The sequence below is a fragment of the Microbispora corallina genome, assembly GCF_016863035.1.
GTDB classification, from domain to species: Bacteria; Actinomycetota; Actinomycetes; order Streptosporangiales; family Streptosporangiaceae; genus Microbispora; species Microbispora corallina.
This window is the reverse complement of sequence record NZ_BOOC01000026.1, coordinates 70,923-85,568: the sequence shown is the minus strand read 5'-3', so window position 1 is coordinate 85,568 and position 14,646 is coordinate 70,923. Positions and strand designations below refer to the sequence as shown.

14 protein-coding genes are annotated in these 14,646 nt (G+C 72.2%); 5 read left to right on the top strand and 9 right to left on the bottom strand.

The features are described 5' to 3' along the window. Position 1: 1 nt before the first annotated feature. Positions 2-760, bottom strand: a complete 759-nt coding sequence (locus tag Mco01_RS24290; protein ID WP_204059210.1) for a class I SAM-dependent methyltransferase — start codon at positions 758-760, stop codon at positions 2-4. Positions 761-1,704: 944 nt separating this feature from the next. Here Mco01_RS24290 and Mco01_RS24285 point away from each other — a divergent pair. Both Mco01_RS24285 and Mco01_RS24280 read left to right on the top strand, forming a co-directional pair. Then, positions 1,705-2,142 (top strand): ribosomal protein L7/L12, encoded by a 438-nt coding sequence (locus Mco01_RS24285; protein ID WP_204059209.1) that lies wholly within the window; start codon positions 1,705-1,707, stop codon positions 2,140-2,142. A gap of 137 nt (positions 2,143-2,279) precedes the next feature. Beyond that, positions 2,280-3,392, top strand: coding sequence for a tyrosine-type recombinase/integrase (locus tag Mco01_RS24280; protein ID WP_204059208.1), 1,113 nt, complete (start codon positions 2,280-2,282; stop codon positions 3,390-3,392). 27 nt (positions 3,393-3,419) lie between these two features. On the opposite strand, the gene Mco01_RS24275 is transcribed toward Mco01_RS24280, so the two are convergent. Continuing rightward, on the bottom strand, positions 3,420-3,596 hold the full coding sequence (locus Mco01_RS24275) for a hypothetical protein (protein WP_204059207.1): 177 nt from the start codon (positions 3,594-3,596) through the stop codon (positions 3,420-3,422). A 74-nt stretch (positions 3,597-3,670) separates the two neighbouring features. Here Mco01_RS24275 and Mco01_RS24270 point away from each other — a divergent pair, with 74 nt between their 5' ends. Further along, a complete protein-coding gene (locus Mco01_RS24270) occupies positions 3,671-4,429 on the top strand; it encodes a MerR family transcriptional regulator (protein WP_204059206.1) in 759 nt (252 codons plus the stop codon). A 340-nt stretch (positions 4,430-4,769) separates the two neighbouring features. On the opposite strand, the gene Mco01_RS24265 is transcribed toward Mco01_RS24270, so the two are convergent. Continuing rightward, on the bottom strand, positions 4,770-5,240 hold the full coding sequence (locus tag Mco01_RS24265; RefSeq protein WP_204059205.1) for an SRPBCC family protein: 471 nt from the start codon (positions 5,238-5,240) through the stop codon (positions 4,770-4,772). Then, complete coding sequence (locus Mco01_RS24260) at positions 5,237-5,656, bottom strand: ArsR/SmtB family transcription factor (RefSeq protein WP_239103879.1); 420 nt, start codon at positions 5,654-5,656, stop codon at positions 5,237-5,239. Before Mco01_RS24260 ends, Mco01_RS24265 begins: the two co-directional genes overlap by 4 nt. 144 nt (positions 5,657-5,800) lie before the next feature. Here Mco01_RS24260 and Mco01_RS24255 point away from each other — a divergent pair, with 144 nt between their 5' ends. Continuing rightward, positions 5,801-6,556: an HAD family hydrolase gene (locus Mco01_RS24255; RefSeq protein WP_204059203.1), complete on the top strand. Its 756-nt coding sequence runs from the start codon at positions 5,801-5,803 to the stop codon at positions 6,554-6,556. Between the two features lie 92 nt (positions 6,557-6,648). Here Mco01_RS24255 and Mco01_RS24250 read toward each other — a convergent pair whose 3' ends face one another. From Mco01_RS24250 to Mco01_RS24230, 5 genes are all read right to left on the bottom strand, one after another. Beyond that, positions 6,649-7,389, bottom strand: coding sequence for a GNAT family N-acetyltransferase (locus Mco01_RS24250; protein WP_204059202.1), 741 nt, complete (start codon positions 7,387-7,389; stop codon positions 6,649-6,651). Next, the gene (purB, locus tag Mco01_RS24245; protein ID WP_204059201.1) at positions 7,389-8,816 is read right to left on the bottom strand and encodes an adenylosuccinate lyase; all 1,428 of its coding nucleotides are present in this window, start codon (positions 8,814-8,816) and stop codon (positions 7,389-7,391) included. Before purB ends, Mco01_RS24250 begins: the two co-directional genes overlap by 1 nt. Before the next feature lie 11 nt (positions 8,817-8,827). Beyond that, on the bottom strand, positions 8,828-9,397 hold the full coding sequence (locus tag Mco01_RS24240; RefSeq protein ID WP_204059200.1) for a dihydrofolate reductase family protein: 570 nt from the start codon (positions 9,395-9,397) through the stop codon (positions 8,828-8,830). A 61-nt stretch (positions 9,398-9,458) separates the two neighbouring features. Continuing rightward, positions 9,459-10,547 (bottom strand): sigma-70 family RNA polymerase sigma factor, encoded by a 1,089-nt coding sequence (locus Mco01_RS24235; RefSeq protein ID WP_239103878.1) that lies wholly within the window; start codon positions 10,545-10,547, stop codon positions 9,459-9,461. A 97-nt stretch (positions 10,548-10,644) separates the two neighbouring features. Beyond that, positions 10,645-13,926 (bottom strand): efflux RND transporter permease subunit, encoded by a 3,282-nt coding sequence (locus Mco01_RS24230; protein ID WP_204059199.1) that lies wholly within the window; start codon positions 13,924-13,926, stop codon positions 10,645-10,647. 110 nt (positions 13,927-14,036) lie between these two features. Here Mco01_RS24230 and Mco01_RS24225 point away from each other — a divergent pair, with 110 nt between their 5' ends. Continuing rightward, positions 14,037-14,570 carry a MarR family winged helix-turn-helix transcriptional regulator gene (locus Mco01_RS24225; RefSeq protein WP_239103877.1) on the top strand — a complete coding sequence of 178 codons (534 nt, stop codon included), beginning with the start codon at positions 14,037-14,039 and terminating at the stop codon, positions 14,568-14,570. The last annotated feature ends 76 nt before the right edge of the window (positions 14,571-14,646 follow it).

Genomic DNA, 14,646 nt, shown 5'->3' with positions numbered 1-14,646 from the left:
CCTAGCGCCGTTCGAGCGTGAGCAGGGTCGCACGAGCTGCCGGCGCTGGCGCGTCGGGATCTGCGGCGACAGCCTGCTCCAGGCGGCGGAAACCGGCCTCCAGTTCGTCGGGAGTGAAGTGAGCGAAGACCGAATAGGTGCGCAGGCGCAGCCGTTCGAACAGGTCACCGCGGGTGCCGGAGGACGGCTCCGTCACCGTTCCGAAGCTGGCCACGCGCCAGCCGGCCGACGTGAATGTCTCGATGACCTCGTGCAGCGGCTGAAACAACGAGGCGTCCACCTCATGGCCGCGGGGGAAGTGCTCCAGCCACCAGATCCTGGGCATGTGATCGCTGAATCCGGCACGCAGTAGCAGCCGCCCAGCGGGCCTGAGCACCCTGGCCAGTTCCCGGACTGCCCGCGGCTTGTCCTGGACGTGGTGCCAAACCTGCAACATGACGGCGTAGTCGACGCTGCCGGACGACACCGGAATGTCCTCGGCAGAGCCTGCCAGATATCGCACACCGGGATGCCGGGCCTGCGCCTGCGCTACCTCGCGCATGCGGACCGACGGCTCGACGCCGGTCACCGGCCCGAACGCTCGTGCCAGCGCGGGAGTGAACCTGCCGGTCCCCGAACCCACATCCAGCCCGGCCAGGGGACGCCGCTCAGGCAGGAGAGCTCCGAACGCGTCGATCCATGCCTGCAGTTGCTGCTCGGTGAGCGCGCGGCCGCGCGCGTAGTCCTGGTATTGCTCCGTGTCGTAGTCGGTCCGCCTCATCGCAGCCCCTTTCGCACGCGGTCTCTGCCAGGTACGCAGCTCCGTGGGCGGCCGGCTAGAACTAACGGGACCTGGGCCGCGTACTGTGCCGTCCGACGTATCGCGCCGATACATCGGCAAGATATGTACTGATGCACTCCGGCGCAAGGTTCCTCTTCAGTTGATCAAGAATCAGATCGAGCGCACAGGCCTCGGGGACGTGGAACGCAACCAGCGCCTTCGCTGACCCCGCCGGGCTGTCAGAGGAACCGACCAGCACCACCGGGCGAACGTTCCCTGATACGGCACGCTTGTCGGCCAGCACCCGGTAGGGGCGGGTGCGGGGTCGCCCGGAGTCCAGGCGCGGTACTCGGATGCCGACGATGACGGCGGTGAGCACGATCGACGACGGCTTCAGGTTCCCGGCAGAGGGGGGATCCCGGTGTTTTTACTTGACATAACGTTCATTATCGAGCAATGAGAACGACGCCAGAAGAGGGGATCGGCCTCGATTCAGAGCGCTCAATCAGATGCCTCGACACGTGTCATTTACGCGCACGGACACAGCACACGATCGCCGGCTAAGGCAGCGCGCGAGCCGCGAGTTTCGACAAGACGTGTGACGACGATGTCCCGGACCGACACATATAAAACGATCTTGAAGAGCCGGGCTCCGAGAGGCGGCGGAAACCCGGAACCAGCCGGCACGCCGGTCCACGCCAATCCACGAACGCCCGCCAGGGTTAGCTTGGGTACGTGCGACCGGCACGCACGCCGGCTCCCGGACCCCTAAAGGGACAAAAGCCTCATACCAGACAGAAGGTGAATTCTGTTGGGTATGAGAGTCGCCACCCTCCCTGCCCTCAGGTCACGCTCGCGGAGGCTCGCGACGTCGTCATCACGGTTCGTGATCTTCTCTCCTCGCGGGGACTGTCTGAAAGTGGTGAAAGCCGTACGATCACCGCATGACGATCGGCCTACCCGAGATCCTGATCCTGAGTGCGGTCGCACTGGTGTTCCTGGTGGCGATCGTGCTGATCGCCGCTCGTGCCGGCGCCCGGCCGGCGGGTCCGCTGGCCTGGCGCAGCCCTGGGCTGCTGCCCCCGATCTCGGCGGAGCTGCAGCTCCGCGTACGGGAGCTGTACGCCGAGGGACGGAAGATCGAGGCCATCAAGCTGGTGCGGGAGCAGACCGGCCTCGGCCTGAAGGAGGCCAAGGCGGTGGCCGACACGCTCGGGTCCGGCAACCCGCTGCCGATGCCGGCGGGGCACGGCCAGTCGGACCTGGCGAGCCGCGTGCGTGAGCTCAAGGCGGCGGGCCGGACGGAGCAGGCGGTGTACCTGGTCCGGGGCGAGACCGGGATGGGGCAGACCGAGGCGGAGACCTTCGTCGACACGCTGTGACCCGGCGTCCCTGACCAGTACGGTCCGGCCGGTTGCGCAGGCGATCGCCTCCGTCGGCCCTCGTGGCGTACGTGTGAGCCCGCGGTGAGCCCGTGCTCGGGGCCGGTTTGTCGGTGGCGGGGAGTACGGTGTCGATCATGCTGCCCGCTCAGGTGAACCGGCTGACCGTGGAGGAGGCCGCGGATCGGTACGTGGAGCTGGTCCGGGCGAGGACGTCGACCGGCGCCCTGTCCCCCGCGACGGCGGAGGTGTACGCACGTGATGTCGCGACCTTCGTCCGGCTGGCGGGCCCGGGGCGGGTGCTCGACGACCTGACAGGCGAGGACGTCGACGCGGTGCTGCTGGCGTTCGCCCGCAAGCCCGACGAGCGGCGAAGGCCGGAGGACCGGCGTACGGCACCGGGCGCCGGGGTGCAGAGCCCGGCGTCACAGGCGCGGTTCCGGCGGTCGGTGTCCGCGCTGTTCCGGCACGCGGCCGCGGTGGGCTGGGTGCACCTCGACCCGATGGCGGCCTCGTCGGTGACGGCCAGGGAGCGGGGCGGGTTGCGCCCGGAGCGGCGGGCGCTGACGAAGGAGCAGGCCGAGGGGCTGATCGCGGCGGCGCGTGCCCCTCTCGACCCGGGGTCCGAGGGCCACTCCCCTCCCCCGCGGCCTGCGGGGCCGGCGGAGCCGGGGCGGCAGCGGCAGCGCCGGGACCAGCGGACGGAGGTCCGGGACGCGCTGGTCGTGCTGCTGCTGGCCACGCTCGGGCCCCGGGTGTCGGAGCTGGTGCGGGCCAACGTGGAGGACTTCTACACCAACGACGGCGTGCGTTACTGGCGGATCTTCGGCAAGGGCGGCAGGACGAGGGATGTCCCCCTGCCCGACGACGTCGCGCGTGCCCTCGACGCGTACCTGGCGGTGCGGCCGGCCGGCGAGGAGGAGAAGGCGCTGCTGCTGTCGTGGCGGGGCAGGCGGCTGGCCCGGGGCGACGTGCAGGGGGTGATCGACCGGGTGCAGCGGCTGGTGGAGCCGGGGCGGCGGCGGGAGGTGACCCCCCACGGGCTGCGGCACACCACGGCGACGCACCTGCTGGCCGACGGCACCGACATGGACGCGGTACGGCGGGTGCTGGGGCACAGCGACCTGTCGACGCTGGGCCGCTATCGGGACGATCTGCCCGGGGAGCTGGAGGTGGCGATGGGGTCCCATCCGCTGTTACGGCGGCGGGACGGGCGGCGACCGCCGGAGACCGCCGACGGCCCGGGCTGAGCGCCCGCGACGGGACGCTGTCACCCGTTAGGCGGCGTCGACGCCTCCCCAATCGCCGAGGGCGCTCTGGTGGTAGCCAGCCACCTCTCGGCCGGCCACCGGGCGGGCGGGTACGACCGCGACGACGACGGCGGCCAGGACGGCGGCCAGGACGGCGGCCAGGACGGCGGCCGCGGCGGCGGCCACGGCGGGAGGGCCGCACACCACGATGATGGTTCGGCGGCTTGACCCTCACGTAACGGCAGGCCGGAGGCTGGGCGGCGGAATGGAGGAGGGCCATGGGCTACTCGGTCGGGCAGCTCGCCCGTTTCGCCGGGGTCACCGTGCGGACGTTGCACCACTACGACGAGATCGGTCTGCTGTCGCCGGGAGAGCGCACGTCTGCGGGCTATCGGCGGTATACGGACCGCGACGTGGAGCGCCTGCAGCAGGTGCTGTTCTACCGGGAGCTCGGGTTCTCCCTGGAAGAGATCACCGCCATCCTCGACGAGCCTGGCGCCGATCCACTGACGCACCTGCGGCGTCAGCACGAGCTGCTGCGGCGGCGGATCGGTCGTCTGGAGGCGATGGCGGCGGCGGTCGAGAGGGCCATGGAGGCGCACACGATGGGCATCGATCTGACGCCTGAGGAGCGGTTCGAGGTTTTCGGCGACTTCGATCCGGATGAGCACGCGGAGGAGGTCGAGGAGCGGTGGGGCGGCACCGACGCGTTCGAGCAGAGCCGTCGCCGGACCGCCCGGTACACCAAGGACGACTGGAAGACGATCACGGGCGAGGCCGGGGAGATCCTGCGGGAGTTCGCGGCGGCGTACGCGGCCGGGGAGCCGGCCGGGGGTGAGCGGGTGACGGACACGGCCGAGCGGCACCGCGCCCACATCACGCGCTGGTTCTACGACTGCTCGTATGAGATGCACCGGGGTCTCGGCGAGATGTACGTGGCCGACCCCCGGTTCGCGGCCAACTACGAGAACGTGGCCGAGGGTCTGAGCGGGTACGTCCGCGACGCCATCGTGGCCAACGCGGAGCGGCACGCCTGACGGTTCACTCCCCCGGGGGTTCACTCCCCCGGACGGCTGACGGCGACGGACGGCTGCCGTGGACGGGCGGCTGCTGGAGCGAGGACGTGTGGGGGGCCCGGCCTCGCTCGGGCAGCCGATGCCGCCCGGCGCCCGAGCGGGCGCCGATGCCGCCCGGTGCGCCGCCGCCGTCCGAGGGGCGGCCCCGCCTCTCTCCGGTGCCGATCCTGATGCCGCCCGCGCACCGGCGCACAACCGCCCCCGGCCCACCACTACCACCGCACCGCCACCGCCGAGCCGGCAATGTCCGAGGGGCGCCCCGCCCCGCTCCCCTGCCGTACGGAGACCGGGACGGCGGGGTTCAGCGGGCCGGGGCGGCCAGCCGGTCGAGGACGGCGACCAGGCTTCGGCTGGTCATCGCGCGCCAGCCCTCCCCCATGATCGAGTGGGCGCGGCGCTGCAGTTCGTTGTCGGGGTCGAAGCCCTCGTGCAGGAGGAACAGGCGGGTGCCCCGGCCTTCGGGTTCCAGGGTCCAGGTGATGGTCCAGTCGGAGCCGCTGGGGTTGGCGGGGTCGCCGTCCTGCCAGGACAGGCGGAGCATGCGCTGGGGTTCGAAGGCCAGCACCTCGGCCTGGACGACGCCGGAGAAGCCGGTGCCGGGCCTGGGTGTGGTGTGCATCGTGTACCGGTGGCCGACCTCGAGGCGGAAGTCGCCGGGCATGAGCCACTGCGCGAGCAGGTCGGGCTCGGTGAGGGCGCGCCACACGCGGGCGGGCGGGTGGGCCAGGAACTGGTCGACGCGCAGCACGGTCGGGTCGTCGTCGTGGGTCATCGGGTGTCCTCCTGATTCCGGGTGCTTGCGGGGCCGTCCTGCACGGCTCCGGGGTGTTCGTCGCCGCCGTCCCTGTCGTCCCCGTCGTCCATGGTGTCGAGCAGGTCGCGCAGGCCGGCCAGGCGTTCGCGCCAGAACCGCTCGTAGGGGGTGAGCCACTCCCGCACCTGGGTGAGCGGCACCGCCTCCAGCCGGTAGAGCCGTTCGCGGCCGACCTTGCGCTCGCTGACCAGTCCGGCTTCGCGCAGCACGCGCAGGTGCTCGGAGAAGCTGGGCCGGGTCATGTCGAAGTGGCCGGCCAGCCGCCGTACGGGCTGGGGGCCCTCCTCGCGGAGCAGGCGCAGCACCTCGCGGCGGACGGGGCTGGCCAGGGCGGCGAAGACGCGGTCTTCCGGGGCCTCGACCGTCGTCGTCACGGCACACCTCCGGGCGCGTCGCTGGTGTCCATGCGCCCCATAATACGTAGGAAAAAACCTACCTGTCATCTCCGGTCAGGAAGGAGTCGGGGTTTCATCAAGCGGAAACGCGGCCGAAACAGTCCCTGTCAAGGATTGGTGTTCGTGATCAGGGCCATTCTGTTCGACCTCGACGAGACCCTTTTCGATCATCGGCGGGCGGTCGCCTACGCCGCGACCCGCTGGACGGAGGCGCTCAGCCCCGGCCACGAGCTGCTGATGGAGACCCCCGCGCTGTGGCTGGACCTGGAGGACAAGCATCTGCCGGCCTGGCACGCCGGCGAGTGCTCGTTCGCCGAACAGCGCCGCAGGCGGCTCCGCGAGTTCTGCGGCCGGCTCTGCCTGCCCGTCCCGGCCGACCTCGACGCGGCGTACGGCGAGTTCCTCCTGCACTACGAGGACGCGTGGACGGCCTTCCCGGACGCCGCCGCGACGCTGGACGCGCTGGAGGGCCGGGGGCTGACGCTCGGGGTGCTGACCAACGGGACCCCGGTGCAGCAGGAGGCGAAGCTGCGCCGCATCGGGCTGCTCGACCGGCTCGACCCGGTCCTGACGCCCGACGCGCTGGGCGGCAACTTCAAGCCGGCAGCCGAGTGCTACCTGGAGGCGGCCGCGAAGCTCGGGCTGCGCCCCCAGGAGGTGCTGCTGGTGGGCGACAACCTCATGCTCGACGCCGTCGGGCCGACCAGGGTCGGCATGCACGGCGTCTGGCTGGACCGCTACCGCCGCGACGCGGCGCCGGCGTCGGTGACGCGGGTGACCACGCTGACCGACCTGCCCGCCGTGCTCAACGGACTGAACGGACTGAACGGGCTCGACGGGCTGCGCCCGCACCGGGCCGGGCCGTCCCGGGCGGCCTGACCGCGGCGCGGGACGGCCCGGCCCCGCCCCGCCCCGACCGCCGTAAGGACCCCGTCAGCGCCTGACCGCCGCGAGGACGGCGCAGGACCCCGTCAGTCAGGGACGGCGGCGGCCGCGACACGGCGCCGGGCGAAGCCGAGCCGGGCGTAGACCCCGATGGCCGCCCGGTTGTCGTCGTCGACCATCAGCGACGCCCGGCCGTGCTCGTCCAGCAGGGCCCGGGCAACAAAGCGGCACACCCGCTCCCCCAGCCCGCGCCCGCGGGCCTCGGCGGCGGTGGCCACGCCGGCGAGCAGGCCGACCGTGGGGGCCGACCAGGCGTCGGCCGCGACCGCGAGCAGCCGTCCCCCGGCGTCGCGGATCCCGGCCCACCGGCGTACCCGCGGGAGTCCCGGCACGGCGTAGGAGTCGGGGTTGGCCGAGGTGAGCAGGTCGGTCACCTCGGGCTCCTCCCCCGGGTCGAGCCAGCGCGCCCCGCCGGCGTCCCGGTCCGTCCGGTCCGCCAGGCGTGTGGTGGTCATCCAGGAGAACCCGGCGGTGAACGCCAGTTCCGGCACGGCCCGCGCGACCTCCGCCACGAGCGCGGCGTCGCCGAACGGCCGGTACGACGGGCCCACCTCGGCCAGGGCGTGCCGGACGAGGGCGGCCACGTCGGCCGTGCCCCCCCGTACGGCGAGACGGTCGCGGCGGGACGCGCGGGGGCTGGCGACGGCGACGCCGTCCCCGTGGGCGAAGGCCCGCACACCCGGCCGCATGCCCTGCGCGGCCCATACGATCAGGTCGTCGCCGCCGCAGGCGTCCTCCACCTCGGCGACGGTGAACAGCTCGCGCACTACAGGATCGCGCCGGGCGCGTACGCGGCCTCGTCCGGGTAGCGGGCGGTGATCTCCCCGATCCGCTCGACCACGGCGGCGACCTGACCGGCCGCGGCTCCGGTGAAGGAGATCCGGTCGGCGAGCAGGGCGTCCAGGTCGGCGCGGACGAGGGGGAAGCGGTCGTCGGCGGCCAGCCGGTCGAGCAGCTCGTTGGCCGCGCCCCGGGAGCGCATGGCCAGGGCGGAGGCGACCGCGTGCTCCTTGATGATCTCGTGGGCGGTCTCGCGGCCGACCCCGGCGCGCACGGCGGCCATCAGCATCTTCGTGGTCGACAGGAACGGCAGGTAGCGGTCGAGCTCGGCCTCGATCACGGCCGGGAACGCGCCGAACTCGTCGAGCACGGTGAGCATCGTCTCAGCCAGCCCGTCGAAGGCGAAGAACGCGTCCGGCAGGGCGACCCGGCGCACCACGGAGCAGGACACGTCGCCCTCGTTCCACTGGTCCCCCGCCAGCTCCCCGGCCATCGACGCGTAGCCGCGCAGCACGACGGTCAGGCCGTTGACCCGCTCGCAGGAGCGGGTGTTCATCTTGTGGGGCATGGCCGACGATCCGACCTGGCCCTCCTTGAAGCCCTCGGTGACCAGTTCGTGCCCCGCCATCAGGCGGATCGTCTTGGCCAGCGACGACGGCGCGGCGGCCAGCTGCACCAGCGCGGTCAGGACGTCGTAGTCGAGCGAGCGCGGGTAGACCTGGCCGACGCTGGTGAAGCGGCGGGCGAACCCGAGGTGGGCGGCCACACGGTCCTCCAGTTCGGCGAGCCGGTCCGTGCCGCCCAGCAGGTCGAGCATGTCCTGGGCGGTGCCGACCGGGCCCTTCACGCCGCGCAGTGGGTAGCGGCCGATCAGGTCCTCCAGGCGTTCGAACGCCACGATCAGCTCGTCGGCCGTGGTGGCGAACCGCTTGCCCAGCGTTGTCGCCTGGGCGGCGACGTTGTGGGAGCGGCCCGCCATGACCGTGGCGGTGTGCTCGGCGGCCAGGCGGCCGAGCCGGGCGAGCAGCGCCACGACCCGGCCGCGCACCAGCAGCAGGCTGTCGCGGATCTGCAGCTGCTCGACGTTCTCCGTGAGGTCGCGCGAGGTCATGCCCTTGTGGACCTGCTCGTGCCCGGCCAGGGCGTTGAACTCCTCGATGCGGGCCTTCACGTCGTGCCGGGTGACCCGTTCGCGCTCGGCGATCGAGGCGAGGTCGACCTGGTCGACGACCTTCTCGTAGTCGGCGACCGCCTGCTCGGGCACGTCGATCCCGAGGTCGGCCTGGGCCCGCAGGACGGCCAGCCACAGCCGGCGTTCGAGCACGACCTTGTGCTCCGGGGACCACAGGCGGGCCAGCTCCGCGGACGCGTAGCGGGTGGCCAGGACATTCGGGATACGCGGCTTCGCACTCACGTTGGCCCAGTCTATTGAGCCCACGGGTGGTCGCGGCCCGCGGGGACCTCCCGGCGGACGCGGTAGCGCAGGTTGGCGACGCCGCCCGCCCGGTTCACGCCGGCCGTGTCGAGGGTCACCCGCCGCGTCCCCGCGGCCTCGTGGAGGCGGACGCCGTCGCCGAGCAGGACGGGCGCCACGTGGACGAGGATCTCGCCGACCAGTCCCTCGGCGAGGCACTGGCGGGCGAGGTCGGCGCCGACCAGGACCACGTTCCCGCCTCCGGCCGCGGCCAGCGCCGTCTCCACCGCCTCCCTCACCCCGCAGGTGAGGAACGTGACCCCCGGGTACGGGTTCGCCGGGCGGTGGGTGAGGACGAACACCGGCCCCTCCCAGGCCCCGCCGTACAACCGGTGGCCGCGTCCCGCGCCGACGTCGTGGCTGCGCCGGCCCGCGAGCACCGCGCCGGTCGTCGTGAGGACCTCGTCCACCTCGGGGTTGGGCCCGGAGTGGCCCGAGATCCAGTCCATCGCGTCGCCGGGACCGGTGATGAAGCCGTCCAGGGACATCGTGACGTGCCACAGGACGATGCCGTCGGTCATGGTGATCCGCCTTCCGCCGGGGTTGCCGTTCACCTCGTACGACGGCCCCCCGTCCCGGAACTCATCGGTCCAGTTCGGGCGGCAGGCCGAACGCCGGGAACAGCTCGGGGCCGAACGCGGTGAACTCCACCACCAGCCCCGCCTCGATCCGCAGGACCGACACGCCGAACGCCGGGTACCCCTCGTCGGACGGGCGGCGCACGTAGGCGGCGACCGCCGGCTGCAGGTTCGCCCCCACCGCGACCATCCGGAACCGGCCCTGGTAGTTGGGCGAGGCCGGGTCGAAGCTCTCGGCCAGCGCCCGCACGATGGGGTCGCGGCCCTGGAACCACATCGGGTACGGCGGCATCGTCGCCCGCGCGTCCTCGGCCAGCAGCCCGGCCACCGCGGCGGCGTCGGCCCGCTCGTAGGCCGCCATCAGCCGGCGCAGCACCTCCCGCTCCCCCTGGGTGGGGCCGGACGTGGGCGCCCAGTCGAGCCGCCGTTGCGGCAGGTGCTCCTTCAGCGTGGCCCGGGCCCGCTGCAGGGCGCTGTTGACCGCCGCCACGCTGGCCTCCAGCAGCGCCGCCGTCTCCCCCGCCGGGTGGCCGAGGACGTCCCGCAGCACCAGCACCGCCCGCTGCCGCGGCGGCAGGTGCTGCAATGCGGCCAGGAACGCCAGCTCGACCGTCTCCCTGGCCACGACCGCTCCGTCGGGGCTGTCGCCGCCCGCCGCGATCCCCTCCAGCAGCAGGTCCGGGTACGGCTGCAGCCACGGCACGTCGGTCCGCGGCGGCAGCGGCTGCGACGGGTCCGACGGCGGCCGCAGGTGGTGGGGCAGCACCCGGCGCGGCCGCCGTTCCAGCGCGTCCAGGCAGGCGTTGGTGGCGATCCGGTACAGCCAGGCGCGGAACGTCGAACGGCCCTCGAACGTGGCCCGGCCCCGCCAGGCCCGCAGCAGCGTCTCCTGCACCAGGTCCTCGGCGTCCTCCAGCGACCCGAGCATCCGGTAGCAGTGCAGCTGGATCTCCCGCCGGTACCGTTCGGTCAGCGTGGCGAAGGCCGCCTCGTCGCCCGCACGGGCCGCCTCGGCGAGCCCCTGCTCCGCGTCCCCGCGCCGCCCGTCCTCGCCCGCCATCCGCACCCGTCCCCGCCGGTCGTCGATGTCCACGTAGGGTACGACGGCCGGCGGGCGGGAGACTCATCGGTCCCGGCGGCCACCCCGGTCACGCGGGCGGGGCGGCCGCCAGGGAATGACCCGGCAGGAGTCAGCCGGCAGGAGTCAGCGCCTCCTTGTCGTACACCTTCACGTCGGCGTCCCCGGCGGGCGGCTTGGGCGTGCGCCGCAGGCGCTCCTTCGCCCGCTCGACCAGCGTGTACAGCGTCGGCACCAGCACCAGCGTCAGCAGCGTGGACGAGATCAGCCCGCCGATCACCACGATCGCCAGCGGCCGCGAGATGAACCCGCCCGACCCCGTCACGCCCAGCGCCATCGGCGTCAGCGCGCAGATCGTCGCGATCGCGGTCATCAGGATCGGCCGCAGACGCCGCCTGCCGCCCTCCAGGACCGCCTCCACGACCCCCAGGCCCTGCTCCCGGTACTGGTTGATCAGGTCGATCAGCACGATCGCGTTGGTCACCACGATGCCGATCAGCATCAGCATGCCGATCAGCGCGGGCACGCCCAGCGCCGTGTCCGTGAGCAGCAGCAGGCCGATCGCGCCGGTCGCCGCGAACGGGATCGACACCAGCAGGATCAGCGGCTGCACCAGGCTGCGGAACGTCGCCACCATGATCATGAAGACGATCGCGATGGCCAGCAGCATGGCCAGGCCGAGGTCGCGGAACGCGTCCTGCTGGTCGGAGCTCGCGCCGCCGATCTTCCAGCTCACCCCGTCCGGCAGCGTCATCGCGTTCAACCGGTCGGTGACCTTCGAGGTGATCGCGCCGAGGTTGGACGCGTCCGCCGCGCCCGACACCGTGGCCGTCCGGTCGCCGTCCTGGCGGGTGATCTGCGTCGGGCCGTCGGCCTTCACGACGTCGGCGACGTCGCTCAGCCGCACCGTCCCGGACGCCGCCGGCAGCTCCAGCTTCCGGATCGCGGTCAGGTCGGCCGGGGCCTCCCCCTGCCGCAGCACGACGTCGCTGGAGCGGCCGTCCACGTCGAGCGAGCCGATCGTGGCGCCGCGGAACGCCTGCGCGACCGCCTGCCCGACCGCCGCCTCCGTCAGGCCCTTGGCCGCCGCCTTCTCCCGGTTGACGTGGACCTCGACCCGCGGAGCGCTGTCCTCCAGGTTGGACGACACGTCGCGCAGCCCGGAGACCTCCGCCATCGCGTCGCGCACGCTCGCCGCCGCCGTCTTCAGCGTGGTCGTGTCCGACCCCTGGAGGATGACCTGCACCTGGTCGGAGTTGAACCCGCCGCCGCCCTGGGCGCCGACCGTCACGTCCCCGATGCTCTGCAGCGTCTTCAGCCGGGTGCGCAGGCCCTCCTCCACCGCCGCGGTGTCCACGCCGTCGTCCAGCGTGATGGAGTACGACGCCCGGTCCGAGCCGCCGCCCAGCCCGCCGAACAGCCGGTTCCCGCCGCCGACCGTCACCTGGTACGACTTCACCCCGGACGTCGACCGCAGCACCGTCTCGATCTGCTTGGCCGCCGCGTCGGTCGTCGCCAGGTCGGTCCCGGCCGGCATCCGCTGGCTGATCTGCGTGGTGTTGTTGCCCGAGTTGTCGAGGAAGTTCGTCTTCAGCCGCGGCGCCAGCCCCATCGTGCCGACGAAAACCACGAGCCCGATCAGCAGCGTGACGAACCGCCGCCGCGTCGCGAACCGCAGCACCGGCAGGTACGCCCGCTGCAACGGGCTGCGCAGCTCCCTGCGCTCGGCCTCCTCCCGGACGGCCTCCGCCTCCTGCGGCGTCAGGTCCGGCGTCTTCAGGAACCAGTACGCCAGGACCGGGATGACGGTCAGCGCGACGAACAGCGACGCCAGCAGCGCCACCGTCACCGTGATCGAGAACGGGCCGAACAGCTGGCCCACCAGGCCGCCCACGAACGCGATCGGCAGGAACACCGCCACCGTCGTCAGCGTCGAGGCCGTCACCGCGCCCGACACCTCCCGGACCGCGGTGAGGATCGCCCGCCGTTTCTCCTCGCCGTACCCGAGATGGCGCTTGATGTTCTCCAGCACCACGATCGAGTCGTCCACCACCCGGCCCACCGCGATGGTCAGCGCGCCCAGCGTCAGCAGGTTCAGCGAGTAGTCGCCGAGCCACAGCGCGATCAGCGCGACGACCACCGACACCGGGATCGACACGGCCGTCACCAGCGTCGACCGCACCGACAGCAGGAACACCAGAATGACCAGGACCGCGAACGCCAGGCCCAGCAGGCCCTCGGTCGTCAGGTCCTCGATCGACCGCTCGACGTACGGCGCCTGGTCGAACACCACGGTCAGCTGCGCCACGTCCCCGAGCTGACGGGTCAGCTCCGGCAGCTTCGCGTTCACGTCGTGGGAGATCTGCACGGCGTTGCCGTCGGCCGTCATGCTGATCGCCACGCCCAGCGTGGTGTCGCCGTTGGTCCGCGTGATCGACGTGGCCGGCGCGTCCTTGATCGCGATGTCGGCCACGTCGCCCAGCCGCACCGGCTTCGGCGCCGGCAGCGCCCGGGGAGCCGCGCCGCCCCGCGCCGCGGCGGCCCCCAGCCCCCCGGCCCGGCCCGCGGCCTGGCCACCGAGACCGGCCGTCCCCTGCGGCAGGCCCTGCCGGCCCGCCTGACCGCCCGCCTGGCCCAGCGCGGTGGCCGGAACGGCCGGCGCGAGGTACAGGTTCCTCAGGTCGTCCACACTGCGGACCTGGTCGCCGGTCTGCACCGTCAGCGTCCGGGAGTCCTCGGTCAGCGTCCCGGCCGGGATGGCCACCCCGTTCGACCGCAGCAGGTCCGCGATCGCCGACGCCGACAGGCCGCGCTTCTTCAGCTCGTCCTGGTCGGCGGTGATGACCACCTGCTTCTCCCCGGCGCCGCTCACCGTGACGTCCCGCACACCGGTGATCGCCTGCAGCTCCGGCACCATGATCCGTTCGATTTTCTCGAACATGCCGTGCGGATCGCCGGCGTCGCCCACCGCGAGGGACATCACCGGGATGTCGTCGGTGCCGCCCGACACGATCTGCGGGTCCACGTCCGACGGCAGCTGCGGCTTGATCCGGTTCACCGCCTGCTGCATCTTGCTCACGACGTCGTCGACGTCGGTGCCGTACTCGTAGGCCACCTGGACCTGCGCGCTGCCCTCCTTGGAGGTGGAGGTGATGGTCGTCACCCCGGGAAGGCCCTGGAACGCGCCCTCGATAGGCTTGGTGACCTGCTCCTCCACGATCTCCGGCGCCGCCCCCGGATAGGACGCCACGGCGAACGCCATCGGGAACTCGAGGGAGGGGAACAGCTGCTGCTTCAGTGAAGGAATCGCAAAGGCGCCGAAGGCGCCCAGCACAAGCACAATCATGATGACGAGAGTGCGGTTGGCAAGGCTGAGCCGCGCCAGCGCGGTCATGCGATCTCCTGAGATAGGCGTAAGTGTGCGGCCCACCATAACACTTCGCATGGGGCGAACATTTAGCGTCACCATTAACTACTGGTAACCTCTCCCCACGAGAGGTGATCGTGAGCGACAGTCGAGCGGACCACACCGCCCAGCCGGGCGCCGCCCCCGAATTCGAAGGCCGGACCGGCGACGACGACGAGAGGGAGCGGCTCATCGCACGGCTGTCGGAGCTGCAACGAGGCTTCGGGCGGTTCTTCGCCCGCGACCGGTCGATGCCGCTGTGGGCGTCCAACCTGACGATGCAGCAGCTCAAGGTCGTGATGTACCTGTCCATGCGGGGCTCGGCCCCCGGGCAGGAACTCGCCCGCCACCTCGGCGTCGGTCTCGGCACCACCACCGGAATCGTGGACCGCATCGTCGCCCAGGGCCTGGCCACCCGCCGCGAGGACCCCAACGACCGGCGCATCCGCCGGGTCGAGCTGACCGACGCCGGGCAGCGGCTCACCGCCGAGCTCCTCGACGCCGGCACCACCCGCTACCGCAGACTCCTCGGACACCTCGACACCGACACCCTCCGCACGATGGAGGACGTCATGCGCAAGATCCAGGAGGCCATGCACCGGATGCACGCCGAGGACGATTCCGCTCGTTGATGGATTTGGTGGGTGGTGCGGTGGTTTTTCACCAATCGGGCGGCTTTACATTGTAGATTACATATCCTGGGGGGAC